This is a genomic window from Micromonospora sp. DH13, assembly GCF_020873825.1.
Lineage (GTDB): Bacteria > Actinomycetota > Actinomycetes > Mycobacteriales > Micromonosporaceae > Micromonospora > Micromonospora haikouensis.
Genome location: NZ_JAHWGR010000021.1, coordinates 25,915 through 49,363 on the forward strand (window position 1 = coordinate 25,915; position 23,449 = coordinate 49,363).

Below are 23,449 nucleotides of genomic sequence, written 5' to 3' on the forward strand. Positions count from 1 at the left end.
AGCACCGGGGCGGGGGTCCTGTCGCGTGCCGGACCCCGGTTAGGATCGGCCACCCCCGGTCAGGAGAAGAAGAATGCGTCGTCTGCTCGCCCTCACCGTCGCCGCGGTCGTCTTGTCCGCCACGGCGGCCTGCTCCGCCGAGCGCTCCGGCTCCGACCCCGCCGACTCCCCGGGCGGCTCCTCCCCGGCGGCGGTCGGCGGGGCGACCCCGGGCGGCGGGGGCGCGGCACCCGGCGCGTCGGGCGGGCCGCCCGCCGCGAGCGGCGCGGCCGGGGGGAACGCCCCGGAGGTCTGCGCCGCCGCCCAGCAGGCCAGCGGCGCGGCGGTCCGCACGTACGTGGCGGAGCTGGGCCGGATGATCGGTGCGGTCGGCGCGAGCGACAGCGCTACGGCAGAGGCCGCCCGCAAGCGGGCGGAGGCGGCGTTGACCGGCTGGCGGACGGCGCTGCGGGAGCAGTCGACCCGGGCGACCGACCCGCAGCTGCGGACGCTCCTGGCCGACCTCGCCACCGAGGTGGGGATGCTCGGCACCGACGTGGACGCGATCGACGAGGAGGAGCTGGACGAGCTCCAGCAGCGCCTCGACCAGCTCTGCGCCCGCTGACCGGCTCCCCGCCGGCCGGCGGGACGGCGCACCCCGGTTTGGGTGTCGCCCCGCCGATGGCGTACGCTATCTTGCGGCGCACTTTGGTGTGCCGAGTTCCCGCGTGCCCGCGCCGCCGCGCTTCTGCTACCCGGCGAGCCGCCGAGGGAACGACCGCCAGCAGCCTCAACGACAGGGAGTCCGCCTCCGATGTACGCGATCGTCAAGACCGGCGGCAAGCAGTACAAGGTCGCCGAGGGCGACGTGATCGAGGTCGAGAAGCTCGCCGGTGCCCCCGGCGACGCGGTGAAGCTCACCGCGGTGCTCCTCGTCGACGGTGACGACCTGGTGACCGACGCGGCGAAGCTTGCCGAGGTCGCGGTGTCCGGCGAGATCGCCGCGCACACCAAGGGCCCGAAGATCAAGATTCACAAGTTCAAGAACAAGACCGGCTACCACAAGCGCCAGGGTCACCGCCAGCCGCTGACCCAGGTCAAGGTGACCGGCATCTCCAGCGGGAAGTAGGTCGTCCTCAGATGGCTCACAAAAAGGGTGCGTCCAGCTCGCGCAACGGCCGTGACTCCGCGGCCCAGCGACTCGGCGTGAAGCGCTTCGGTGGTCAGGTCGTCAGCGCGGGTGAGATCCTCATCCGGCAGCGTGGCACCAAGTTCCACCCCGGTGACCTGGTCGGCCGCGGCGGCGACGACACGCTCTTCGCGCTGGCCGCCGGCTCGGTCCTGTTCGGCACCAAGCGCGGTCGCAAGACCGTCAGCATCGTGCCGCAGCAGTAGTTTCGACGCGTCGCGGGCCGCGGACCGGTTGGTCCCGGCCCGCTTCGCTTTTTCTCGTACGTGCGGGGCGTCTCCCGCTGGAAGGATTGACGACGTGACGATGTTCGTGGACCGGGTCGTCCTGCACCTGCAGGCCGGCGACGGCGGGCACGGCTGTGTCTCGATCCACCGGGAGAAGTTCAAGCCGTTCGGGGGCCCGGACGGCGGCAACGGCGGGCACGGCGGCAGCGTGACCCTGGTCGTCGACCCGCAGGTGCACACCCTGCTCGACTTCCACTTCCACCCGCACGTCAAGGGCGAGAACGGCAAGGGCGGCGCGGGCTCGAACCGGGACGGCGCGAACGGGCGCGGCCTGGTGCTCAAGGTGCCCAACGGCACCGTCGTGCAGACCCCCGGCGGCGAGGTGCTGGCCGACATGGTCGGCGCGGGCACCACGTTCGAGGTGGCCCGGGGCGGCCGGGGCGGCCGGGGCAACGCCTCGTTGGCCAACGCCCGGCGCAAGGCCCCCGGCTTCGCCGAGCTGGGCGAGCCCGGCGAGCAGCTCGACGTGGTGCTGGAGCTCAAGAGCGTCGCCGACGTGGGCCTGGTCGGCTTCCCGTCGGCCGGCAAGTCGTCGCTGATCTCGGTCATCTCCGCCGCCAAGCCGAAGATCGCCGACTACCCGTTCACCACCCTCGTGCCGAACCTGGGCGTGGTCCGGGTCGACAACCACACCTTCACCGTCGCCGACGTGCCCGGCCTCATTCCCGGCGCGGCCACCGGCAAGGGCCTCGGGCTGGAGTTCCTCCGGCACGTCGAGCGCTGTGCGGTGCTGGTGCACGTGATCGACACCGCGACGCTGGAGCCGGGCCGGGACCCGCTGGCAGACATCGACGCCATCGAGTCGGAGCTGAGCCAGTACGGCGGGCTCACCGACCGGCCCCGCCTCGTCGCCCTCAACAAGATCGACGTGCCGGACGGCCGGGACCTCGCCGACATCGTCCGCGCCGACCTGGAGGCCCGTGGCCTGCGGGTGTTCGAGGTCTCCGCGGCGACGCACGAGGGCCTCAAGGAGCTGATGTTCGCCATGGCGGAGCTGGTCGAGAAGGCCCGCGCCGCCGCCCCGCCGGCCGAGCCGACCCGGATCGTCATCCGCCCGAGGGCGGTCGACGACACCGGCTTCACCATCACCGCCGAGCCGGACGGATCGTTCACCGTCCGGGGCGAGCGGCCGGAGCGCTGGGTGCGGCAGACGAACTTCGACAACGACGAGGCCGTGGGCTACCTGGCCGACCGGCTGGCCCGCCTCGGCGTCGAGGACAAGCTGGCCAAGGCCGGGGCGAACCCGGGCGACCTGGTGCGCATCGGCGAGCGCGAGTTCGACTGGCAGCCCACCCTCTACGCGGGTGTCGACTTCGTCCCCGGCAACCGGGGCACCGACGTGCGGCTGGAGGAGAAGTCGAGCCGCCCCTCGGCCGCCGAGCGGCTCGCCGCGCGCAAGGCCCGCCGGGTGCGGCCCGCCGACGAGCTGGGGGCCGACGTCACCGACGACGAGCCGACCGCCGACGACGACCTCGCCGACGACCTCGACGACGAGCAGTGGGCGAGCGACGAGAAGTAGGCGGCGACGGGGAGCGGCCCGGCGACGCGACGACGACCGCTCGCGGGGCCTCCGCCGGCGGGTCGCCCGCCGGAAACCTGCCGGAAATCCGCCGCGCCTAGCTTGACGGGATGCTGATCGAATCGCGGCCCACGACCGACCCGGAGATCGCCACCCTGGTCGTGGCGCAGCAGCGTGAGCTGCGCGAGGCCGACGGCGGGCTGGACGGGCAGGTGACCGTCACCCACGACGACATCCGCTACCTCGCCGTCGTCGACGCCGGCCGGGCCGTCGCGTGCGGCGGCATCCAGGAGCTCGACCCGCGCACCGGCGAGCTGAAGCGGATGTACGTCCGGCCCGCCTTCCGGGGCCGGGGGATCGCCCGCCAGCTGCTGGCCGCCCTGGAGGACCTGGCCTTCCAGCAGGGGTACGCCGAGCTGCGGCTGGAGACCGGCAGCTACCTGCCGGCGGCCATCGGCCTCTACACCTCCTGCGGGTACGCCCCCATCCCCGTGTACGGCGAGTACGTCGACAACCCGTACAGCCGCTGCTTCGCCAAGCGCCTCCCGGTGGCCGCCTGACTTCGCGGGCGCGCGCCGGCCGGGCGGGGCGGCCCGGTCAGGGGCGGTCGATCGGGTCGTCCAGCCGACCGCCCGTGCCCACCCGGTTGGACAGCAGCAGGCCCAGGGCGAGCATGCCGAGGCCGAGCAGCAGGTGCAGGAAGTCGTCCGCGCCGTTGAGCGGGATGAAGTTGGCCGCGCCGTGCTCGTTTTCGGCGAACTTGACGAACAGCCCGTAGAGGCAGAGCCCGAGATAGAGTGCGCCGCCGCCGGCCAGGAAGACCCGGGCCCCGGCGACGCTGCGGGCCAGGGCCAGCCCGGCCAGCCCGAAGATCAGGTGCAGGGCGTTGTGTAGGACCGAGACCTGGAACAGCCCCAGCAGCTCGGCGCCCGAGTGGTGCCCGGCGAAGGTCAGGTCGTCGTATCCGGTGGTGATGCCCGGGACGAAGCCGAGCACCCCGAGCAGGAGGAAGAGCACGGCCACCGCGACGGCGGCCACCTGCACCCGGGCCCGTGGGCGCTGCCGGTCACGCGCCATCGATGTCACCTCCATGGATCAGCAGCCCCCGACGATCCTCCATTGTGTGTGCGCGGCGACACGTTCCGCAGAGAAACCGGGAATCAGGTGTGGGCCCTCGGAGCGAGGGTAGGTCAAAAGACGCCGGCAGGATGAACGCCGGCGAATCCCCTGATTTGACTACCGCGACGACTTATCGAGCGGAAGGGACATCATGACCTACGATCTCTCACCCACGACGTCCACGTACGGGCAGGAGTCGAGCAACGGCCACGGCGTACGCGATCAGGCCCGCCAGGTGGGCTCGGAGGCCGTGCACGCGGGCGGTGCGGTGGCGCAGACCGCCAGGGAGCAGGGCCGGGAGGTCGTCGGCGAGGCCGCGCGGCAGGCCCGCAACCTCTATGGCGAGGCCCGCGACCAGTTCGCCGGGCAGGCCGGGGAGCAGCAGCGCCGGGCGGCCGGCGGGCTGCGTTCGCTGGCCGACGAGATGCGCACGATGGCGCAGAACAGCGGCCAGTCCGGCCCGGTGACCGAGCTGGCCCACCAGGCCGCCGAGCGCGTCAACGGCGTGGCCGGCTGGCTGGAGGAGCGGCAGCCCGGCGACATCCTCACCGAGGTCAAGGACTACGCCCGCCGTAACCCGGGCACCTTCCTCGTCGGCGCCGCCGTGCTCGGCGTGCTCGCCGGCCGGCTGACCAGGGGGCTGTCCGCGGCGTCCGACGGCCCCGGCGGCGGCTCGACCCCGGCGTACGACCCGGAGCGCACCGCCGTCATCCCGACGCCGCCGGCCCAGCGTGCCGTGCCGGACCAGATCCCCCCGGGCGGCTACCTCGATCCGACCCCCGAGGCCGGCCACACCGGCCAGGGCGCGGCCTACCCCGACCCGGGCACCACCACCGGCTACGCCGACCCGGCGGACGGCACCGGGACGCCGCTGCCCCCGGTGACCCAGACCGACCCGCTGCCGGGCGTGCCGTCCAGCGGCGCTTCCCGCCCGTGAGCCGTCGAGCCAGCCGAAGGGAGGAAACGGCATGACCGCGCCGACGCAGGACCCCGGACTCGACTCCGGGTACCACCCCGCGGGTGCCCCGCACACCGCGGACGAGGTCAGGAGCAGCTCGATCGGTGAGCTGCTGCGCCAGGTGAGCACCGACCTGTCCACGCTGATGCGCCAGGAGGTGGAGCTGGCCAAGGCCGAGATCCGCCAGGAGGGCAGGAAGGCAGGCAAGGCCGCCGGACTGTTCGGCGGCGCCGGCTTCGGCGGGTACATGGTGGCGCTGTTCCTGTCGATCGCGCTCTGGGCCGGGCTGTCCAACGTGCTGGACGCCGGCTGGGCCGCGTTGATCGTCGCCGTGCTGTGGGGCGCGATCGCCGCCGTCCTCTACTCCCTGGCCAAGAAGCACGCCCAGCGCGTACGCGGCCTCAGGCAGACCAACGACAGCGTGCAGCGCATTCCCGACGCGCTCAAGCCCCACCCGGAGGGAGTCACCCGATGAGCACCGATCCCGACCAGATCCGCCGGGAGATCGAGGCCACCCGCAACAGCCTCAGCACCGACGTGGACGCCCTGGCGTACAAGGTCAGCCCGGGCCGCATCGTCGACGACCGCAAGCAGCGGGCGCGCAACGCGCTGCAGAATGTGAGGGACAAGGTCATGGGCACCGCTTCCGACTACGGCCACAGCACCGGACACGCCGCCCACGCGGTGGCCGACCGGGCGTCGTCGGCCGCGTCCACGGTGAGCGACAAGGCGCACTCGGCGGCCTCCACCGTCGGCGACGCCGCCCAGCGGGCGCCGCAGGTGCTGCGGGAGAAGTCCGAGGGCAACCCGCTGGCCGCCGGCCTGATCGCCTTCGGCGTCGGCATGCTGGTCTCCTCCCTGATCCCGGCGAGCCGCCGCGAGCAGCAGGTGGCCGCCCAGGTCAAGGAGCGGGCCGGCGCGCACGCCGGCGCGGTGAAGGAGAAGCTCGGCGAGGTCGCCGGCGAGCTGAGGGAGGAGCTGCGCGAGCCGGCGCAGCACGCGGGCGAGTCGGTGAAGGCCACCGCCCAGGACGCCGTGCACGCCGTTCGCGACGACACCCGGTCGGCCGCCCACGACGTGAAGGACCACGCGCAGCAGTCCCGCGACCAGGTGCGGTACTGACGGAGGAGATCCCGCCGCAGCTCGCGGCCCCGGGTTGGGAAGGGTCCCCTGTACAACAGAATGCGTTAACAGGGGGCCCTTCCTTGCACCGGGGTCAGGCGGTGCGGCGCACGTCGGCGATGACGAGGCCGCTCGGCGGCAGGGCGGGCATCCGCCGTAGGTCGATCGCGAGGTCCTGCGGCGGGACCTCGTAGCGCATGGTCGTGGTCAGGTTGGTGACGGCCCGCTTCAGCAGCTCGATGGTGATCCACTCGCCGGCGCAGCGGTGGCCGGTCAGGTGCTCGCCGCCGCCCTGCGGCACCAGCGCGTACGGGTCGCCGCGCCAGCCGGCGAAGCGCTCCGGGCGGAACCGTTCCGGCTCGGGCCAGAGCGCCTCGTGGTGGTTGGTGCCGTACAGGTCGAGCAGCACCCGCCGGCCCTGCGGGAAGTGGTGCCCCTGCCAGTCGAAGGAGCGCCGCACCCGGGCGGCGGCGACGGGGAAGAACGGGTAGTAGCGGCGTACCTCCTGTACGAAGCACTCGGTGGCGTCGTCGTCGCCGCGCACCTGGTCGCGCCACTGCGGGTGGTCGTGCAGGGCGAGCGCGGCGAAGACCACGAAACGGTCGACAGCGACGGTGGGTCGCAGCACGTTGAGCAGCTCCACGGCGGCGATCCGGCGGGGCAGCAGCTGCCCCCGGCCGTCCCGGTGCTCGGCGATCGCCCGCAGCGCGCTGCCCGGCGGGGCCGGCAGGACGCCCACCCGGGCGCGTTCGACGACCTCCCCGAGCCACCGCTCGCCGCGGCGGCGGCCGACCCGGCCCCGCCAGTGCCGGGGGCCGAACGCGGTGGGCCCCTCGATCATCGACCGCATGACGGCGGTGCGCCGGGCCACCTCGGTGTCGGCCAGCGGCACACCGGCCCAGGCGCAGACGGCCCGGGTGAGCAGCGGGGCCACCTCGTCGTGCAGCACCACCCGGCCGGCACGCTCCCAGGCCGGCACCCGGGCCCGCCACTCGTCGTCGAAGAGCTGGCCGAGCTGCCGGACCGCCGACGGCGTCATGATCGACATGAACATGGCCTTGCGGTCGTGGTGGGCTGCCCCGTCGAGGCCCTGCACCCCGCCCACGCCGGTGAGGGTCCGCTGCATCCGCTTCGGCGCCGCGCCCGCCCGGACGAAGCGCTCGGGGTCGTAGAAGATCGCCGCCGCCGGTCGGCCGCGCAGGCAGATGGTCGGTTCGAGCAGCAGCCTGGTCTGGAAGATGTCGGTGCCGTACCGGTCGCAGCGGTCGCCGATGAACCGGTAGCCCTCCCGCAGCAGGGCCAGGGTGCTGTCCGGGCTGCGGTCGGCCGGCATGCTGGCCATCGGACCCCTCCTGACGTTCCCCGCCCGGTGGCACCGCGCGGTGGGGGTTCGTCTACCCACGTCGCGGCGGCCGAATCCCCGCAGCCCGGCCGAGCCCGGTCGAGGCTTGCGGAGGCCGACGGCGCGACGGCGGTCCGCGCGGCGGGCGCCGGCTGGCCCCTCCCAGGGCGCCGGGAACCTGGTTATCTGGAGCGCACGGGCCGGCGACCGGTCGGTCCGGGGCGCTCGGGCCGCCGGTGGCGGGAGCGTCCGGGCAGTCACGACGGGGAGGACACATGCGGGAGAACGCGTCGCGATACTGGCGACAGCGGCGGGCGGTCGACGCGCTGGGCGCGGGCCGGGCCGGCGGCGGGGAGCCGGTGGGCCCGCTGCTCGCCCGGCCCCGCCGGGAGCAGCGCCCACCGCGCTGGTTCACCGTGCATCTCGGCTTCGCCGCCGCCGGGCCCGACCTGGCCCGCGAGCTGGCCGTGACGTACGCCGAAGGGCTGAGCGTGCTCCGCCCCGAGCTGGCCCTCGGGGCCGCCGCGCTGTCCCCGGCCGACGCCTGGCACCGGGCCGAGCGGCTGTTCTGCGGGGCGATCGGCCCCGACGGGGAGCGCTGCGCCGACGTGGCCGGTCACCCCGGCTTCCATCACGCCCCGGGCCCCGGCGGCCTCGGCTGGGGCGACGGCGACTGACGGGCGTTTCGGGCGATTTGGGAGGTTTGGGGCCGGGCCGTGACCGGCTGCCGCTCCCGGGGACGCACGTCGGCGTGCCGTCCCCGCGGGCTACAGGCGGTCGCGGCCCGGCGGCCCGGTTCAGTCCAGGTCGAACTCGCCGTCCTGGGCGCCGGCGACGAACGCGTCCCACTCGGCCTGGGTGAAGACGAGCACCGGGCCGTCCGGCTCGGCGGAGTTGCGCATGCCGATCAGGTCGTCGACGAAGGCCACCTCGACCGCGCCTTCCGAGGTGTCCCCCTCGGCCCGCTGCCAGACCGCCCGGGACAGGTCGAAGTCGCCCTTGGGGTGCTGACCCATTGTTGCTTCCTCCATCGCATGCCGTGACGGGAAACGAGTGTGGTTCCCCATCGGGCAGGATAAGCGGATGCCGAGCCTGAGCCGTGTAGAGGCGACCGCGCGTGGCGCGTTGATTACCGTCGAGTCCTACCACGTGGACCTCGACCTGACCGCAGGCGACGAGCGGTTCCGCTCGCACGCCACCATCCGCTTCCGGGCGACCCCCGGCGCGGAGACCTTCGTCGAGGTGCTGCCCGCGCAACTGCTGGGGGCACGCCTGAACGGGCGGCCCCTCGACCCGGCGACGCTCGCCGGCAACCGGCTGCCGCTGACCGGCCTCGCCGAGGCCAACACGCTGGTCGTCGAGGCCGAGATGGCCTACTCGAACACCGGCGAGGGGCTGCACCGGTTCGTCGACCCCGCCGACGGCGAGACCTACCTCTACGCCATGTCCTTCCTGGACAACGCGCAGCGCATCTTCGCCGCCTTCGACCAGCCCGACCTGAAGGCCCCGGTCCGGCTCGCCGTCACCGCGCCGCCGCAGTGGACGGTCGCCGCCAACGGCGCGCTGGCCGCGACGCCCCGGCCGGGGCGCTGGGAGTTCGCCCCCACGGCCCCGCTGGCGCCGTACTTCGTCACGCTGATCGCCGGGCCCTGGCACGTGCGCCGCGCCGAGCACGACGGCATCCCGCTGGGCGTCTGGTGCCGGCGTTCGCTCGCCGCCCACCTGGACGCCGACGTCGAGGAGATCCTCACCGTCACCCGCCAGTGCCTGGACCGGTTCCACGAGCTGTTCGCCGAGCGCTACCCCTTCGGCAAGTACGACCAGGCGTTCGTGCCGGAGTTCAACGCCGGCGCGATGGAGAACCCGGGCCTGGTCACCTTCCGCGACGACCTCGTGTTCCGCTCGGCGGTCACCGACACCCAGCGCGAGCTGCGGGCCACCACCATCGCCCACGAGATGGCCCACATGTGGTTCGGCGACCTGGTCACCATGCGCTGGTGGGACGACCTGTGGCTCAACGAGTCGTTCGCGGAGTACCTGGGCACCCGGGTCACCGCCGAGGCGACCCGGTTCGACCGGGCGTGGACGACGTTCGCCCTGCGCCGCAAGGGCTGGGGGTACGCGGCCGACCAGCGTCCCTCCACCCATCCCGTCGCGCCGGAGGAGGTCGCCGACGCCGCCCTGGCGCTGCTCAACTTCGACGGCATCTCGTACGCCAAGGGCGCCAGCGTGCTGCGCCAGCTCGTCGCCTGGCTCGGCGACGACGCGTTCCTGGCCGGGCTGAACGCCCACTTCGCGGCGCACCGGTTCGGCAACGCCACCCTCACCGACCTGCTCGGCGCGCTCTCCACCGCCGCCGGGCGGGACCTGTCGGGCTGGGCCGAGCGCTGGCTGCGCCGGGCCCAGGTCAACACCCTGCGGGCCGACGTGACGCTCGACGCCGACGGCCGGTACGCGGACGCGGCGATCGTGCAGACCGCCCCGGCCGGCCACCCGGTGCTGCGCCCGCACCGCGTCGGCGTCGCCCGGTACGCCGCCGACGGCACCGTCACCCGCGACGAGGTCGACCTCGACCCGGATTCCGACGGCGGCCGGACGGTCCTCGCCGGGCTACGCGGGCAGCCGGCCGCCCAGCTGCTGTTGCCCAACGCCGGTGACCTCACCTTCGCCAAGATCCGCCTCGACCCCGCCTCCGTCGACGCGGTGCCGCTGGTGCTGCCGACCCTGGCCGACCCGCTGGCCCGGGCCCTGCTGTGGGGCGAGGCGCTGGACGCGGCCACCGACGGCGAGCGGCCCGTCGCCGCCCTGGTGGAGCTGGTCGCCGCGGCCCTCCCCGGCGAGACCGAGGTGATCATCGTGGAGGACGTGCTGCGCACCGTCCGGCCGCTGGTCGACCGCTATCTCGACCCCCTCGCCCGGGACGCGGCGCTGCTCCGGCTCGCCGGTGCCGGCCAGCGCCTGCTCGCCGCCGCCGAGCCGGGCGGGTCGCGGCAGCTCGCCGCCGCCCGGGCCCTGATCGGGGCCAGCACCGACGCCGACCTGCTCGCCGGCTGGCTGGCCGGCGACGGCGTCCCCGCCGGGCTGGCCGTGGACGCCGAGCTGCGCTGGGCGCTGCTGGGCCGGCTCGTGGTGCTCGGCGCGGCCGGGGAGGCCGAGATCGCCGCCGAAAGGGTGGCCGACCCGAGCGCCACCGGCGCCGAGCGAGCCGCCCGGTGCCGGGCCGCGCTGCCCGACCCGGCCGCGAAGGCGGCGGCGTGGGAGATCGTGGTGCGCAACACCGAGCTGTCCAACCGGCTGGTCGAGGCGGCCGCGCAGGGGTTCTGGCAGCCCGAGCAGGCCGAGCTGACCGGGCCGTACGTCGAGCGGTACTTCGCCGACATGCCGGCGGCGGCGCGCAGGCGTACCCCCTGGGTCGCCGACCAGGTCGCGGCCGACGCCTACCCCCGCTACGCCGTGGCACAGCCCACCCGGGAACTGGCCGCGGCGCTGCTGGCCCGCGACGACGTCACGCCCGGCCTGCGCCGGGTGGTCACCGACGCCGACGACGACCTGCGCCGCGCCCTGGTGGCCCGCACCGCCGTGGCCGCCGCCTCGGCCTGATCCGCCGCGGCCCGGGGACCGTAACGCCCTGTTCCGTCCCGTCTTCGGCCTTCCCCTGGCCCCGGCCGCGCCCGCGGCCCGGGTCGGGGAGGGGTCGAGAACCGGGTCGGGGGCACCGCCGCGCGCGGCCCGCATACGATCTGCGGGTGCGGGAAGACATCCGGCGGGTCGGGATCATGGGCGGCACGTTCGACCCGATCCACCACGGTCACCTGGTCGCGGCCAGCGAGGTGGCCGACCGGTTCGGGCTGGACGAGGTCGTCTTCGTGCCGACCGGGCAGCCGTGGCAGAAGGCGGACCAGCCGGTCACCCCGGCCGAGGACCGCTACCTGATGACCGTCATCGCCACCGCGTCCAACCCCCGGTTCCAGGTCAGCCGGGTCGACATCGACCGGGGTGGGCCGACGTACACCGTCGACACGCTGCGCGACCTGCACGCCGAGTACGGGCCGAAGGTGCAGCTCTACTTCATCACCGGCGCGGACGCGCTGGAGCGGATCCTGTCCTGGAAGGATCTCGACGAGATCTTCGCGCTGGCCCACTTCATCGGCGTCACCCGCCCCGGGTTCGAGCTGACCGACGAGCACGTGCCCGCCGACACGGTGAGCCTGGTGCAGGTGCCCGCGATGGCCATCTCGTCGACGGACTGCCGCGCCCGGGTGGCCCGGGGCGAACCGGTCTGGTATCTGGTGCCCGACGGTGTGGTGCAGTACATCGCGAAACGGCGCCTCTATCAGCAGTGATCGCGCCGGATATGCGGTCGTTCGTCCCCGAAACCGGCCAGAACCGACAGGTCGTCACGCCGACGGGTGTGAGACGCTTGGAGGGTCGCACGGTTGATCGAAGGAGAACGGTGACAGTTTCCGAACGCGCTCACGAGCTGGCGATGGCCGCCGCCCAGGCCGCGGCCGACAAGAAGGCGCAGGACATCGTCATCATCGACGTGGGTGACCAGCTCGCCATCACCGACGCGTTCCTGCTCGCCGCCGCCCCCAACGAGCGTCAGGTGCTGGCCATCGTCGACGCCATCGAGGAGCGGCTGCTGGAGCTGCCGGAGAAGGCCAAGCCGGTCCGGCGCGAGGGCGAGCGGGGCGGGCGCTGGGTGCTGCTCGACTACGTCGACATGGTGGTCCATGTCCAGCACACCGAGGAGCGCGAGTTCTACGCCCTCGACCGGCTCTGGAAGGACTGCCCGCAGATCCCGTTCGTCGACCGGGACCTGGTCGAGGCCGACGCCGCCGCCGGCACCGCACCGGCCGAATGACCCGACTGATCGTCTGGCGGCACGGCAACACTGACTGGAACGCCGCGAGCCGGGTGCAGGGCCAGACCGACATACCCCTCAACGACCTCGGCCGCGAGCAGGCCGCCGCCGCCGCGCCGCTGCTCGCGGCCCTGCGCCCCGACGCGATCGTGGCCAGCGACCTGCGCCGCGCCGCCGACACCGCCGCCGCCCTCGCCGCGCTCACCGGCCTGCCGGTGCGTGCCGACCCCCGGCTGCGCGAGCGGTACTTCGGGCGGTGGCAGGGGCTGGAGCTCGCCGAGGCGGAGCAGCGCTACCCCGACGAGCACGCCCGCTGGCGGGCCGGCCACCCCGACCCGGGCGCCGACATCGAGAGCCTCGACGACCTCGGCAAGCGGGTCGGCGGCGCCCTGCAGGACGCGGCCGACGCCGCGCCCGGCGCGACGATCGTGATCGCCACCCACGGTGGCGCGGCCCGGCAGGGCTGCGGGCACCTGCTCGGCTGGGACCACGCGGTGCTGCGGGCGATCGGTGCCCTGCGCAACTGCCACTGGACCGAGCTGCGCGACAGTGGCACGCGGGGCTGGCACCTGCGGGCGCACAACGTCGGCGTGCTGACCACCACGGCGGCAGCCGAGGCGGTCTGACCCGGCGGCGTCCCGGGCCACTGTTCCCGGGCGGGCGGGCCAGGTGGCCCCGGCGGCCTGGGCCCGGATCGGCTACGGTGCCGGAATGCCCGTCGCGGTCGTCACCGACTCCACCGCCTACCTCCCGCCCGAGCTGGTGCGCCAGCGCGGGCTCACCGTCGTGCCGCTGACCGTGGTGCTCAACGGCGCGGAGGGGCTGGAGGGCGTCGAGACGTTCCCCGACGACGCCACCCGGGCGCTCGGCGGCCGGCGGGTCTCGGTCAGCACCTCCCGCCCGGCACCGGAGCAGTTCGCGCGGACGTACCGCGACCTGCTCGACGCCGGTGCCGACGCGGTGGTCTCGGTGCACCTGTCCGCCGAGCTGTCCGGCACCGTCGAGGCCGCCCGGCTCGCCGCCGCGCAGGTCGGCGGCGACCGGGTCGCGGTCGTCGACAGCCGCTCCACCGGCATGGGCCTCGGCTTCCCGGCGCTCGCGGCCGCCGAGGCCGCCGCCGTGGGCGCCGACCTTCCGGGGGTACGCCGCGCGGCGGCCGACGCGATCGACCGCACCACGATCTACTTCTATGTCGACACCCTGGAGTTCCTGCGCCGGGGCGGCCGGATCGGGGCCGCCGAGGCGCTGCTCGGCACCGCCCTGTCGGTCAAGCCGATCATGCACATGCCGGACGGGGCGATCGTGCTCAAGGACAAGGTGCGCACCGCCAGCCGGGGCGTGGCCCGCCTGGTCGACCTCGCCGTCGAGGCGGCCGGCGACGCCGACGTCGACCTCGCCGTGCACCACCTCGCCGCCCCGCAACGCGCCGAGCAGCTCCTCGCCGCGCTCACCGAGCGGCTCGGCGGCCGGGTCCGTTCGACGTACGTCACGGAGGCCGGCGCGGTGGTCGCCGCGCACGCCGGCCCGGGGCTGGCCTGCGTCGTCGTGCACCGCCGTCCCGGCCTGGGCGGGCGGGAATCCGGCTCGGGCCCGGCCGGTGCGGGTTCGGTCGATTCGGGGCCGGTCGGCTCGGGGCCTGACGGAGAGGTGGAGGCACGCTGATGGGTGGCTCCTTCGTGGTGACGGGCGGGGGCCGGGGGATCGGCCGGGCGATCGTCGAGCGGCTGCTCGCCCCCGGTGACACGGTGGTGGTGCTGGAACGCGACCCGGCGACGACGGAGTGGACCCGGACGCACCCCGCCGGGGACCGGGTGCGCGCCGTCGTCGGCGACGCCGGTGACGCGGACGACGCCGCCCGCGCGGCGGACCTCGCCGAACGCGCCGCACCGCTGGCCGGCTGGGTCAACAACGCGGCGGTGTTCCGTGATGGCGTGGCCGACTCCACCGACCCCGCCGAGCTGTACGAGCTGATCGGGCTCAACGTACGGCCGGCCGTGGTCGGCGCCGCGACGGCCGTCCGTCGGTTCCGGGCCGCCGGGCGTGGTGGGGCGATCGTCAACGTCTCCTCCCACCAGGCCCGTCGGGCAGTCCCCGGCGCACTGCCGTACTCCGTGGCGAAGGCCGCCGTGGAGGGGCTGACCCGGGCGCTGGCCGTCGACCACGGCCGGCACGGCATCCGGACTAACGCCGTCGCGCTGGGCTCGGTGGTGACCGAGCGGCACGAGACGTTCCTCGCCGGCCTCCCGCCGGCCGATGCGGCGCGGGTCGAGGCGGAACTCGGCCGGCTGCACCCGGTGGGCCGCATCGGCCGCCCGGACGAGGTGGCGGAGGCGGTGGCGTACCTGCTCTCGCCGCAGGCGAGCTTCGTCAACGGCGTCACCCTGCCGGTCGACGGCGGTCGGGCCGCGCTCGGCCTGGACCCCGAGGCCCACTGACCGCAGATCCCGCCGCCGAGCGCTGTCGCCTGCCGTCCCGGTGGTAGGTCCGGCCACTGGTCCCGGACCAGGTGGCGGGGACCGTCGGTGCGGGAGTGCTTCCCCTGCTGCATAGGGAGCTGAGTCGAATACGACATCACCGACCACCCCCGGCACCCCCGACCCGTCGATCAAGAGAAAAGCGTCAGGATTGATCTCGACGGTGACGCAAACTTCTTGATCACCGGGTGGCTGGGGGCGCGGGCTGCCGGGTGGGGTGGGGTTTCGCTGCCTTAGCACATGGTGGGCATGATCAGGCGGTTGTCCACAAGGGCCTTCGTTGTCCACAGGCGGTGGTCGGTGGGCCTCGGAGGGGCCTTGTGCCGGCCTAACCTCGCGCCGTGTCAGACGACGAGGAGACGGTCGTACGGCGGCGACTGCGATGGCTGGCGGGCGACCCGTCGCCGGCTACACCCGCAGTACGCCCGGCCGTGCCGGCGGAGCCGGTCGCGCCACCGGCGGGCGGGCGGCCCGAGGCGGCCGGACGGCCGCCGGCACCGGGACCGACGGGTGGGCCTGCTGTGGGGCGGGCCGTCGTGGTGCCGCCGGAGGACCGGTGGCCGCTCGCCGACGGGTCGATGATCGAGCGGCCGGTGCCCTGGCCGGGGGAACGGCACCCCGGCTCGGGCCGACGGATCGCCCGCGCGTCGTCTCCCGTCCGGGACCCGCTCGGGGGTGACGCTCTGGGCCTGTCCGGCTCGCTCGGGGGTGACGCTCTGGGTCGGTCCGGCTCGTTCGGGGGCGGTGGCCTGGGCCGGTCCGGCTCGGCCGGAGACGACGGTCTGGGGCGCGCCGGTTCACCCGGGGGCGGTGGTCTGGGGCGCGGCGGCCTGCTCGGCGGCGACGATTCGGGGCGTTCCGGCGAGTCGACGCTCGGCCCCGACGGCGAACCGGCGTCCGCGTCGTGGTCGTCGCGGCTGCCGGGGCCCGGCGCGTTCGACCCCGGCCGGCGGGGCGTGCGTGCGCTGGCGGCGGTAGCTGTCGCGGTGGTGCTCGCCGCCGGCTTCTGGGCGTGGCGCTCCCGCCCGCAGGCCGAACCCGTCCGGGCCGAGCCGTCCGCCGCCGCCGGCTTCGACGCGACACCGGGGGCGGAAGCGCCGGTCGCCGCCCCGACGCCGGGCGGTGAGCTGGTGGTGGCCGTCGCCGGCAAAGTACGCCGCCCCGGGCTGGTCCGGGTGCCGGCGGGCGCGCGGGTCGGCGACGCGGTGCAGGCCGCCGGCGGCGCATTGCCCGGCGTCGACGTGGCATTGCTCAACCCGGCCCGCAAAGTCGTCGACGGCGAGCTGATCCTGGTCGGTGTCACCGCCCCGCCGGGTCAGCCGGGTGCCGCCCCGGCCGCACCTGGGCAGCCGGCCGCCGGGGGTGGGGCGGCCCCGGCCGGGTTGATCAACCTGAACACGGCCACCCTCGCCCAGCTCGACACGCTGCCCGGGGTGGGACCGGTGCTGGCCCAGCGCATCCTCGACCACCGCGACCGCACCGGGGGGTTCCGTTCGGTGGGCGACCTGCGCCAGGTGGAGGGCATCGGCGACTCCCGGTACGAGCAGCTCAAGGAACTGGTGACGGTGTGAGCGGGAGCGCGGGGGCGCCGGCGGCGGATGCGTCGGCAGGCCACGGCGGCGCGGTCGTCACCGCACCCGGGGCTCTGCTGGCCGGGGTCGGGACAGCGGGCGATCCGCCGGCCGAGCGGGTCGCCGGTGCCGGGGACGGGCCCGACCTGCGGCTGGCCGGGCTGGCCGTGGCCGCCTGGCTGGCCGCGTTGGCGAGCCTGCACCTGAGCGCCCGGTCGGCGGCGCTGCTCGCCGCCGGGGCGGCCGGGCTGGCCGCGCTCGTCGCGGCGCACCTGCTCGGCTGGTTGGGACGCCCTGCGGGCCCCGTCCGGCGGCACGGGTGGATCGCCGTGGCCGTGCTGCTCGGCGTGGTGTGCGGGGCGACGGCGACGGCCGCCCGGCTCGGCGTCCGGGACGCCCCCGCCGTCCGCGCGCTCGTCGACGACCGGGCCACGGTCACCGCCGACCTGGTCGTACGGGCCGACCCGCGCCCGCTCCGGGGCGTCGCGGGCCGCCCCGCGACCCTGCTGGTGCGGGCCGAGTCGGTCGCCCTGACCGGCCCCGACGGCGTGCGGGTCGTCGCGTCCCTGCGGGTCCTGCTGCTCGCCACCGACCCGGCGTGGCGGGCGTTGCTGCCCGGGCAGCGGCTGACCACCGAGGGGCGACTCGGCGCGCCGCGCGGCGGTGACCTGACCGCCGCGGTGCTCACCGTGCGCGGCGCGCCGACGCCGCACGGACCGCCCCCGTGGTCGCAGCGGGCCGCCGGCACCCTCCGGGCGGGTCTGCAACGCGTCTGCGAGCCGCTGCCCGACGAGCAGGGCGGGCTGCTGCCCGGCCTCGTGGTCGGCGACACCAGTCGACTGCTGCCGGCCGTGGAGGAGGACTTCCGCACGACGGGCATGACCCACCTGAACGCCGTCTCGGGCTCCAACGTGGCGATCGTCGTCGGCGCGGTGCTCCTGCTGGCCCGGTGGGCCAGGGCCGGTCCACGGGTGGCCGCCGGGCTGTGCGTACTGGCCCTGGTCGGCTTCGTCATCCTGGTCCGCCCCTCGCCGAGCGTGGTGCGCGCCGCCACCATGGGCGCGATCGGGTTGGCGGCGCTGGCCGCCGGCCGGCCCCGGGCCGCCCTGCCGGCGCTGGCCGCGGCGGTGGCGGCGCTGGTGCTGTTCGACCCGGAACTGGCCGGCGACCCGGGGTTCGCCCTGTCCGTGCTGGCCACGGCAGGGCTGTTGCTGCTCGCCCCCGGGTGGCGCGACGGGCTGCGCCGGCGGGGTGTGCCGCCCGGGTTCGCCGAGGCGCTGGCCGTGCCGGCCGCCGCGCAGCTCGCCTGCGGCCCGGTGGTCGCCGGGATCTCCGGCACGGTGAGCCTGGTGGCGGTCCCGGCGAACCTGCTGGCCGTCCCGGCGATCGCGCCCGCCACGGTGCTCGGCGTCGCGGCGGCGGTGCTGTCCCCGGTCTGGTCCCCCGGTGCGGAGCTGGCGGCGTGGCTGGCGAGCTGGCCGGCCTGGTGGCTCGTCACGGTCGCCCGGTACGGTGCCCGGCTGCCCGCCGGCACGCTGCCCTGGCCGGACGGGGTGCCGGGCGCGCTGCTGCTGGCCGGGCTGACCGTGGCGCTGCTGGTCGCCACCCGGCGGCCGGTGGTGCGCCGGCTGGTGGTGGTGGTCGCCGTCGCGGTGGTCGCCGGCACCCTGCCGGTCCGCCTCGTCGCCGGCGGCTGGCCGCCCGACCGCTGGGTGGCGGTGGCGTGCGCGGTGGGCCAGGGCGACGCGCTGGTGCTGCCGGTGGCCGTCGGCCGGGCGGTGGTGGTCGACGCCGGTCCGGACCCGGCGGCGGTGGACGGCTGCCTGCGGCGGCTCGGCGTACGGGAGGTGCCGCTGCTGCTGTTCAGCCACTTCCACGTCGACCACACCGGCGGGGTCGCCGGGGTGTTCCGGGGGCGCCGGGTCGCGGCGGTACGCACCCCGCAGTGGCCCGAGCCCGCCGCCGGGCGGGACCTGGTGCGGGCCGCCGCGGCGGCGGGCGGGGCGGTGCTGGCTCCGGCCCCGGCCGGGTGGGCGTACCGGGCCGGCGGGGTGGAACTGGTCGTGCTCGGGCCGCCGTATCCGCTGCGGGGCACCCGGTCCGATCCGAACAACAACTCGCTGGTGCTGCGGGCCACGGTCGCCGGGGTGCGGATCCTGCTCGCCGGGGACGCCGAGACGGAGGAGCAGCGGGCTCTGCTCGACCGGATGCCGTCCGGCGGCGTACGGGCCGACGTGCTGAAGGTCGCCCACCACGGGTCGGCGTACCAGGACCCGGCGTTCCTGGACGCCGTCCGGCCGAGCGTCGCGCTGGTGCCGGTCGGCGCCGGCAACTCGTACGGGCACCCGAACGCCGCCGTTCTCGCCCGGCTGGTGCGCGGCGGTGCCCGGGTGCTGCGCACCGACACCGACGGGGACGTGGCGGTGGTCCGCAGTGGCGGCGACGGCATGGCCGTGGTGGTCAGGGGCGTGCCGCCCGGACAACGCCCGTGAGACCCCAGGGCATTGGCGGCATTGATGGTGTAGAGAGTTGAATGTCTAGATTTGCGTTGAGTGCGGGGTCTGGCGTCACGGGGCTCGACGAGCAGGCACGCGCGGCGGAGGGGACGTGCGAACATGGGCGGCGTGACCGCGCCCGACCTCGCCCCCATTCTGCTGGTCCTCGGCGACGAGGAGTTGCTCGCCACGCGCGCGGTGACCGAAGCGGTGGCCCGGGTCCGCGCCGTCGACGCGGGCGTGGACGTCCGGGAATACCAGGCCGGAGCACTGGCCGTCGGCGAGATCGCCGAGATGCTCAGCCCGTCGCTGTTCGGCGGCCGGCGGGTGCTGGTCCTGCGCTCCGGTCAGGACGCCCGCAAGGACCTGGTCGCCGCCCTGCTGGCGTACGCGAAGAACCCCGACCCCGAGGTCCACCTCGTGGTGCTGCACCTCGGGGCGGCCAAGGGCAAGGCGTTCGCGGACGGGCTGCGGGCGGCCGGCGCGACCGTGGTGCCCGCGGCGAAGCTCAAGGGGCACCGCGAGCGGGTGGCCTTCGTCCGCGACGAGGTGCGCCGGGCCGGCGGCAGATGCACCGACGACGCGGCGGAGGCGCTCATCGCGGCGGTCGGCACCGACCTGCGCGAGCTGGCCGCCGCCTGCTCCCAACTGGTCGCCGACACCGACGGCCGGATCGGTGCCGACACCGTGGCCCGCTACTACAAGGGGCGGGTGGAGGTGACCGGCTTCACCGTCGCGGACGCCACCATGGTCGGCGACATCCCGGCGGCGCTGGAGGCGCTGCGTTGGGCGCTGCACGTCGGCGTCGACCCGGTCCCGATCGCCGACGCGCTGGCCGACGGCGTACGTACCGTCGCCCGGGTCGCAGCGGCGGGGCGGGGCGACCCGTACCAGCTGGCCAGCAGCCTCGGCATGCCGGCGTGGAAGGTCAAGAGCGCCCAGCAGCGGGCCCGGGGCTGGACGCCGGAGGGACTGGTGCGGGCGATGCAGGCGGCCGCCGAGTGCAACGCGGCGGTCAAGGGCGGCTCGGACGACCGGGCGTACGCCCTGGAGCGGGCGGTCTTCTCGGTTGCGGCGGCCCGGCAGGGCGGCGCCCGGTGAACCGGCCGGTCCGGGCGTCGTGGGCGACCGTGCCCACCGAGGAGGAGCGGTACCGCCCCCTCTACGCCCGGGCCCTCGGCCTGCGGTTCGTCAACCCCGGGGGGGTGCTCTGCTTCCTCTTCTTCGAGGGGGCCGTCTCGCTGGCCGCCCTGCTCGCCCTGGCCGAGCTGGTGACCTGGTGGGCGGTGCTCGTCCTGCCCGCCGCCGTGGCCGTGATGGTCAAGCTCAACGACATGGTGGCGGAGCTGGTGGTCCGGACGGCCGCCCTGGTGCCCGAGCAGGAGCGGGACCGCTTCCGCCGGCAGTTGGAGCCCGTCGTCGGCCGCGCCTCGGTGCGGAGTGCGGCCGCCCCGTTCGGCGGTGCCGGTGTCCCGTTTGGGAACCCTGGTGCCTCGGCCCGGAACGTCGGCGCCACTGTGCCCGGTGCCGGCGGCCACGCCAGCGCGGCTGGCGCAGCCGGTGCGGCTGGCGCACGGGGCCGGGTCGCCATCAGCAGCGTGCGGTCTGGCGGACCGTCCGTGGCTCCGGGCGTGGGCCCCGACGCTCTCGTCGACTCCGAATCGGTCGGCCCCGGGTTCGCCGATCCCCGGTTCGTCGATCCCCGCCTCGTGGGCTCCGAGTTCGCCGACCCTCGGTTCGTCGGCTCCGAGTTCGCCGGGTTCGGCCCGGCGCCTTGGGTGGAGGAGACCCGACCCGACCGGTGATCCGACTGCCGGCCCGGGAAGCGGGATCCTCCGGGACAGGACGATCCTTCGGCACGGGACGATCCTTCGGGACGGCGATCCTTGGGGACGGGGCGATCCTCCAGGACGCGCGATCCTCGCGGGCCGGTGGCGGACTGAAGTGATCGACTCCATGTCGCCGACATGGTGGTATCAGCGCCGCCGGAAGGCCCCATGTCGCCGACATGGCAGCGCCTGCGTTGCCGGAAGGCCCAGCGCCGGGCGGGCAGGCGCGCGGAAAGCCGGAAGCCCCGGTGGTCCCGGGGCTTCCGGCTCAGGTCTGTGTTCGCCGCGTCAGGCGGAGAGCGAGACCACGCGCTTGGCGATCGCCGACTTGCGGTTGGCCGCCTGGTTGGAGTGGATCACGCCCTTGCTGACCGCCTTGTCCAGCTTGCGCGAGGCGTCCCGCATGAGAACGGCGGCCTTCTCGGCGTCACCGGCCTCAGCGGCCTCGTGGAACTTCCGGATGGCGGTCTTCAGCGACGACTTGACCGACTTGTTACGCAGCCGGCGCTTCTCGTTCTGCCGGTTGCGCTTGATCTGGGACTTGATGTTCGCCACGCGACAGCCTCGTCTTGATAGCTCGGGTTGGTCTGCTTGTGCGCGCGACGAGCATGCGTCATCGCTGCGCGAAGAGCCAGGTTACCAGGTCCGTCGGGACGAGCCAAAACAGCCCTTCGCGCCCCCGCCGGCCGGGCCTCCACCGGACCGGTCACCGCAGGCCGGGCACCGTAGGCCCGGCACTGCAGGCCGGACAGTGTCCGCAGGGCACGGCAGGCCGGGCCCCGCCGGGTGACGCGGCCCAGCCCCGTGCGGCACCAAGCCTCACGCGGCCAGGCACCGAAGCCCACGCGGGCGGGCGGCGAAGCCCCACCCCCGCCTGACGGCGAGCCTCACGCGGTCGGGCGGCGAAGCCCCACGCGGTCGGGCGGCGAGCGAGCCCCACGGCGTCAGGCGGCGAGGTCCCAGCCCTGTCGGGCGGCGAGCCAGCCGAGGGCCTGCTCACCGCTCCAGCGCTGGTGGGCCCGCAGGTGCGGGGACGCGTCCGTCGGGCCGGAGGCCGCCGAGGTGAGCAGGTACCCCGAGAGCGCGGCGAGTGTCACGTCGAGGGCGTCCGTGGGTGCCCCGGCGGTCGCCGGGTGCCCCGCGAAGAGCGCGTCGGCGTCCAGTCCGCTGGCGTGGGCGGTGATCAGCAGGCTGACCAGGTCGAACCAGGCCGGCCCGTGGCAGAGCCAGTTCCAGTCGCAGAACCAGGCCCGCCCGGCCGGGTCGACGAGCACGTTGTCCAGGCGCAGGTCGCCGTGGGCGAGCCCGCCGCGTTCGGCGTACCCGGGGAGGCGGGACTCCAGCGTGACCAGGTCGGGCAGCCGCCGCCGCGCCCCGGGCGGCAGGTCCGGGGCCGGCTCCCGGCCGGCGGCCACCTCGCCCCACCAGAGGATGTCCTCCCGGGCCAGGTCGGCCAGCCGGGGCAGGCCGAGCGCGACCAGTTCGGGCGGCGGGTCGGCCAGGGCCGCCGCCACCTCGGCGTACCCGGCCAGGGTGGCGTCGAGGTCGGCGCGGGCCCAGGGCAGCGTGGGCGTCCGGCCGTCGATGGCGTCCAGGCCGAGGGCGTACCAGCCGGCCGCCGAGACCGTCCAGCGCGGGCGGGGGACCGGCAGGCCGGCGGGGAGCCGGTCGAGCACGGCGGCCTCCCGGGCGTACCAGTCGACGAGGTGACGCTGCTCGGTCAGCGACGCCGCCTTGACGAACACGCGCCGGCCGTCGGCACCCGCCACCAGGGCGGCGAAGCCCCGGGTGAACCCGGCGCCGGCCACCTTCACCTCCGACACGGGCGCGCCCAGCCGGGCGGTCACCGCCGCCCGCAGCCCCGCCGGCAGTTCCGCCCAGGAGGGGCGGTGGGCGGTCGCGTCGTACGACACCGGGGGGAGCGCGATCGGGGTCACCCGCCCATGCTGCCCCACCCCGCCCACTCCCGCCGTACCGTGTCGCCCGCCGGCGTCGGACGGCTCTGCCAGACTGCCAGACCATGAGGACCGACGACTTCTGGCAGTTGATCGACCAGGCCCGGGCCGGCGGGGGCGGCGCGGCCGGCGCGGTCGCCGCCCGGGCGGTCGCGCTGCTGGCCGAGCGCGACGCCGCCGACATCATCGGGTACGCGCGGCACCAGCGCCGGGTGATGGCGGCGTCCCACCGGGCCGAGCTCTGGGGTGCGGCCTACCTGATCAACGGCGGCGCGTCGGACGACGGGTTCGAATACTTCCGGGGCTGGCTGATGACCCAGGGTCGGCAGGTCTTCGCCCGTGCCGTGGCCGACCCGGACTCGCTGGCCGAGCTGCCGAAGATCCGTCAGGCGGCGCTCACCGGCGAGGAGTTCGAGGCGGAGGCGATGCTGACGGTCGCGGAGGAGGCGTACCGGAAGGCGACCGCCGCCGAGTTGCCGCCGGTGGAGGAGGTTCCCTACCCGGAGCTGGGCGAGTTCTGGGACTTCGACGACGAGGACGAGGCCCGCCGCCAGTTGCCGAAGCTCGCCGCCCTGTTCGTCGAGGCCCCGCAGGAGTGAGCCGCGTCCTGCAGGAGTGAGCCGTGCTGCGCGGGAGTGAGCCCTGCCTGCGGGGGTGAGCCGGGGCCGGCGGGGGTGAGCCGGAGTGACGGGCCGGGGCGGGCCCGGCGGCCCGGTGGGACGCCGGGAGGAGTGATCCGACCGCCC

The 23,449-nt window shown here is 75.4% G+C and carries 25 protein-coding genes; 20 read left to right on the forward strand and 5 right to left on the reverse strand.

From position 1 onward, the window contains the following. Nucleotides 1–73 precede the first annotated feature (73 nt). The 5 genes from LPA42_RS20060 (at nt 74) to LPA42_RS20080 (ending at nt 3,534) form a co-directional block, all read left to right on the forward strand. Nucleotides 74–604, forward strand: coding sequence for a hypothetical protein (locus tag LPA42_RS20060; RefSeq protein ID WP_077938719.1), 531 nt, complete (start codon nt 74–76; stop codon nt 602–604). A 189-nt stretch (nt 605–793) separates the two neighbouring features. Then, nucleotides 794–1,108, forward strand: coding sequence for a 50S ribosomal protein L21 (gene rplU / locus LPA42_RS20065; RefSeq protein ID WP_007072512.1), 315 nt, complete (start codon nt 794–796; stop codon nt 1,106–1,108). 11 nt (nt 1,109–1,119) lie between these two features. Beyond that, entirely contained in the window at nt 1,120–1,374 is a 255-nt protein-coding gene (gene rpmA, locus LPA42_RS20070; protein WP_043966727.1) for a 50S ribosomal protein L27, read from the forward strand. Nucleotides 1,375–1,468: 94 nt separating this feature from the next. Further along, on the forward strand, nt 1,469–2,974 hold the full coding sequence (gene obgE, locus LPA42_RS20075; RefSeq protein WP_077938720.1) for a GTPase ObgE: 1,506 nt from the start codon (nt 1,469–1,471) through the stop codon (nt 2,972–2,974). 110 nt (nt 2,975–3,084) lie between these two features. Continuing rightward, the gene (locus tag LPA42_RS20080; RefSeq protein WP_043966731.1) at nt 3,085–3,534 is read left to right on the forward strand and encodes a GNAT family N-acetyltransferase; all 450 of its coding nucleotides are present in this window, start codon (nt 3,085–3,087) and stop codon (nt 3,532–3,534) included. 37 nt (nt 3,535–3,571) lie between these two features. Here LPA42_RS20080 and LPA42_RS20085 read toward each other — a convergent pair whose 3' ends face one another. Continuing rightward, nucleotides 3,572–4,051, reverse strand: a complete 480-nt coding sequence (locus LPA42_RS20085) for a DUF4383 domain-containing protein (RefSeq protein WP_077938721.1) — start codon at nt 4,049–4,051, stop codon at nt 3,572–3,574. Nucleotides 4,052–4,244: 193 nt separating this feature from the next. Here LPA42_RS20085 and LPA42_RS20090 point away from each other — a divergent pair, with 193 nt between their 5' ends. From LPA42_RS20090 to LPA42_RS20100, 3 genes are read left to right on the forward strand one after another with little or no spacing between them, the layout of a single operon-like run. Then, a complete protein-coding gene (locus LPA42_RS20090) occupies nt 4,245–5,030 on the forward strand; it encodes a hypothetical protein (protein ID WP_077938722.1) in 786 nt (261 codons plus the stop codon). 31 nt (nt 5,031–5,061) lie between these two features. Further along, nucleotides 5,062–5,526 (forward strand): phage holin family protein, encoded by a 465-nt coding sequence (locus LPA42_RS20095; protein ID WP_077938723.1) that lies wholly within the window; start codon nt 5,062–5,064, stop codon nt 5,524–5,526. Further along, nucleotides 5,523–6,173, forward strand: a complete 651-nt coding sequence (locus LPA42_RS20100; RefSeq protein WP_077938724.1) for a DUF3618 domain-containing protein — start codon at nt 5,523–5,525, stop codon at nt 6,171–6,173. Before LPA42_RS20095 ends, LPA42_RS20100 begins: the two co-directional genes overlap by 4 nt. Before the next feature lie 94 nt (nt 6,174–6,267). On the opposite strand, the gene LPA42_RS20105 is transcribed toward LPA42_RS20100, so the two are convergent. Next, complete coding sequence (locus LPA42_RS20105; protein WP_077938725.1) at nt 6,268–7,515, reverse strand: cytochrome P450; 1,248 nt, start codon at nt 7,513–7,515, stop codon at nt 6,268–6,270. 275 nt (nt 7,516–7,790) lie between these two features. Between LPA42_RS20105 and LPA42_RS20110 the strand changes: the two genes are divergently transcribed. Further along, nucleotides 7,791–8,192, forward strand: coding sequence for a hypothetical protein (locus tag LPA42_RS20110; RefSeq protein WP_077938726.1), 402 nt, complete (start codon nt 7,791–7,793; stop codon nt 8,190–8,192). Between the two features lie 120 nt (nt 8,193–8,312). On the opposite strand, the gene LPA42_RS20115 is transcribed toward LPA42_RS20110, so the two are convergent. Then, nucleotides 8,313–8,531, reverse strand: a complete 219-nt coding sequence (locus LPA42_RS20115) for a DUF397 domain-containing protein (RefSeq protein WP_013287999.1) — start codon at nt 8,529–8,531, stop codon at nt 8,313–8,315. Between the two features lie 67 nt (nt 8,532–8,598). On the opposite strand from LPA42_RS20115, the gene pepN reads away from it, so the two are divergent. From pepN to LPA42_RS20165, 10 genes are all read left to right on the forward strand, one after another. Continuing rightward, nucleotides 8,599–11,115: an aminopeptidase N gene (gene pepN / locus LPA42_RS20120; protein WP_077938727.1), complete on the forward strand. Its 2,517-nt coding sequence runs from the start codon at nt 8,599–8,601 to the stop codon at nt 11,113–11,115. Nucleotides 11,116–11,261: 146 nt separating this feature from the next. Beyond that, entirely contained in the window at nt 11,262–11,858 is a 597-nt protein-coding gene (nadD, locus tag LPA42_RS20125) for a nicotinate-nucleotide adenylyltransferase (protein ID WP_077938728.1), read from the forward strand. Between the two features lie 110 nt (nt 11,859–11,968). Continuing rightward, the gene (gene rsfS, locus LPA42_RS20130) at nt 11,969–12,379 is read left to right on the forward strand and encodes a ribosome silencing factor (protein ID WP_043966746.1); all 411 of its coding nucleotides are present in this window, start codon (nt 11,969–11,971) and stop codon (nt 12,377–12,379) included. Continuing rightward, nucleotides 12,376–13,005, forward strand: a complete 630-nt coding sequence (locus LPA42_RS20135; RefSeq protein ID WP_077938729.1) for a histidine phosphatase family protein — start codon at nt 12,376–12,378, stop codon at nt 13,003–13,005. Before rsfS ends, LPA42_RS20135 begins: the two co-directional genes overlap by 4 nt. A gap of 85 nt (nt 13,006–13,090) precedes the next feature. Further along, on the forward strand, nt 13,091–14,041 hold the full coding sequence (locus LPA42_RS20140; RefSeq protein ID WP_077938748.1) for a DegV family protein: 951 nt from the start codon (nt 13,091–13,093) through the stop codon (nt 14,039–14,041). After that, nucleotides 14,041–14,814: an SDR family NAD(P)-dependent oxidoreductase gene (locus LPA42_RS20145; protein ID WP_077938730.1), complete on the forward strand. Its 774-nt coding sequence runs from the start codon at nt 14,041–14,043 to the stop codon at nt 14,812–14,814. The genes LPA42_RS20140 and LPA42_RS20145 overlap by 1 nt, the downstream gene beginning before the upstream one ends. A gap of 560 nt (nt 14,815–15,374) precedes the next feature. Further along, nucleotides 15,375–16,424, forward strand: a complete 1,050-nt coding sequence (locus tag LPA42_RS20150; RefSeq protein WP_308291155.1) for a ComEA family DNA-binding protein — start codon at nt 15,375–15,377, stop codon at nt 16,422–16,424. 74 nt (nt 16,425–16,498) lie between these two features. After that, nucleotides 16,499–18,916, forward strand: a complete 2,418-nt coding sequence (locus LPA42_RS20155; RefSeq protein ID WP_077938750.1) for a ComEC/Rec2 family competence protein — start codon at nt 16,499–16,501, stop codon at nt 18,914–18,916. Between the two features lie 123 nt (nt 18,917–19,039). Next, nucleotides 19,040–20,020: a DNA polymerase III subunit delta gene (gene holA, locus LPA42_RS20160; protein WP_077938731.1), complete on the forward strand. Its 981-nt coding sequence runs from the start codon at nt 19,040–19,042 to the stop codon at nt 20,018–20,020. Between the two features lie 29 nt (nt 20,021–20,049). Beyond that, a complete protein-coding gene (locus LPA42_RS20165) occupies nt 20,050–20,724 on the forward strand; it encodes a hypothetical protein (protein WP_228986783.1) in 675 nt (224 codons plus the stop codon). Nucleotides 20,725–21,036: 312 nt separating this feature from the next. Here the strand turns inward: LPA42_RS20165 and rpsT are convergent, their stop codons facing one another. Both rpsT and LPA42_RS20175 read right to left on the reverse strand, forming a co-directional pair. Further along, on the reverse strand, nt 21,037–21,303 hold the full coding sequence (rpsT, locus tag LPA42_RS20170; protein ID WP_043966753.1) for a 30S ribosomal protein S20: 267 nt from the start codon (nt 21,301–21,303) through the stop codon (nt 21,037–21,039). A 389-nt stretch (nt 21,304–21,692) separates the two neighbouring features. Continuing rightward, on the reverse strand, nt 21,693–22,685 hold the full coding sequence (locus LPA42_RS20175) for a phosphotransferase family protein (protein ID WP_228986773.1): 993 nt from the start codon (nt 22,683–22,685) through the stop codon (nt 21,693–21,695). Nucleotides 22,686–22,768: 83 nt separating this feature from the next. Between LPA42_RS20175 and LPA42_RS20180 the strand changes: the two genes are divergently transcribed. After that, nucleotides 22,769–23,302, forward strand: a complete 534-nt coding sequence (locus LPA42_RS20180; protein ID WP_077938732.1) for a DUF4240 domain-containing protein — start codon at nt 22,769–22,771, stop codon at nt 23,300–23,302. Nucleotides 23,303–23,449 lie beyond the last annotated feature (147 nt).

What these genes read in the sequence shown, in the direction of transcription:
- LPA42_RS20060 (WP_077938719.1), top strand. Translation starts at nt 74, where the DNA reads ATGCGTCGTCTGCTCGCCCTCACCGTCGCCGCGGTCGTCTTGTCCGCC.
- rplU (WP_007072512.1), top strand. Translation starts at nt 794, where the DNA reads ATGTACGCGATCGTCAAGACCGGCGGCAAGCAGTACAAGGTCGCCGAG.
- rpmA (WP_043966727.1), top strand. Translation starts at nt 1,120, where the DNA reads ATGGCTCACAAAAAGGGTGCGTCCAGCTCGCGCAACGGCCGTGACTCC.
- LPA42_RS20080 (WP_043966731.1), top strand. Translation starts at nt 3,085, where the DNA reads ATGCTGATCGAATCGCGGCCCACGACCGACCCGGAGATCGCCACCCTG.
- LPA42_RS20085 (WP_077938721.1), bottom strand. Translation starts at nt 4,051, where the DNA reads ATGGCGCGTGACCGGCAGCGCCCACGGGCCCGGGTGCAGGTGGCCGCC.
- LPA42_RS20090 (WP_077938722.1), top strand. Translation starts at nt 4,245, where the DNA reads ATGACCTACGATCTCTCACCCACGACGTCCACGTACGGGCAGGAGTCG.
- LPA42_RS20095 (WP_077938723.1), top strand. Translation starts at nt 5,062, where the DNA reads ATGACCGCGCCGACGCAGGACCCCGGACTCGACTCCGGGTACCACCCC.
- LPA42_RS20100 (WP_077938724.1), top strand. Translation starts at nt 5,523, where the DNA reads ATGAGCACCGATCCCGACCAGATCCGCCGGGAGATCGAGGCCACCCGC.
- LPA42_RS20105 (WP_077938725.1), bottom strand. Translation starts at nt 7,515, where the DNA reads ATGGCCAGCATGCCGGCCGACCGCAGCCCGGACAGCACCCTGGCCCTG.
- LPA42_RS20110 (WP_077938726.1), top strand. Translation starts at nt 7,791, where the DNA reads ATGCGGGAGAACGCGTCGCGATACTGGCGACAGCGGCGGGCGGTCGAC.
- LPA42_RS20115 (WP_013287999.1), bottom strand. Translation starts at nt 8,531, where the DNA reads ATGGGTCAGCACCCCAAGGGCGACTTCGACCTGTCCCGGGCGGTCTGG.
- pepN (WP_077938727.1), top strand. Translation starts at nt 8,599, where the DNA reads ATGCCGAGCCTGAGCCGTGTAGAGGCGACCGCGCGTGGCGCGTTGATT.
- LPA42_RS20135 (WP_077938729.1), top strand. Translation starts at nt 12,376, where the DNA reads ATGACCCGACTGATCGTCTGGCGGCACGGCAACACTGACTGGAACGCC.
- LPA42_RS20140 (WP_077938748.1), top strand. Translation starts at nt 13,091, where the DNA reads ATGCCCGTCGCGGTCGTCACCGACTCCACCGCCTACCTCCCGCCCGAG.
- LPA42_RS20145 (WP_077938730.1), top strand. Translation starts at nt 14,041, where the DNA reads ATGGGTGGCTCCTTCGTGGTGACGGGCGGGGGCCGGGGGATCGGCCGG.
- holA (WP_077938731.1), top strand. Translation starts at nt 19,040, where the DNA reads ATGGGCGGCGTGACCGCGCCCGACCTCGCCCCCATTCTGCTGGTCCTC.
- LPA42_RS20180 (WP_077938732.1), top strand. Translation starts at nt 22,769, where the DNA reads ATGAGGACCGACGACTTCTGGCAGTTGATCGACCAGGCCCGGGCCGGC.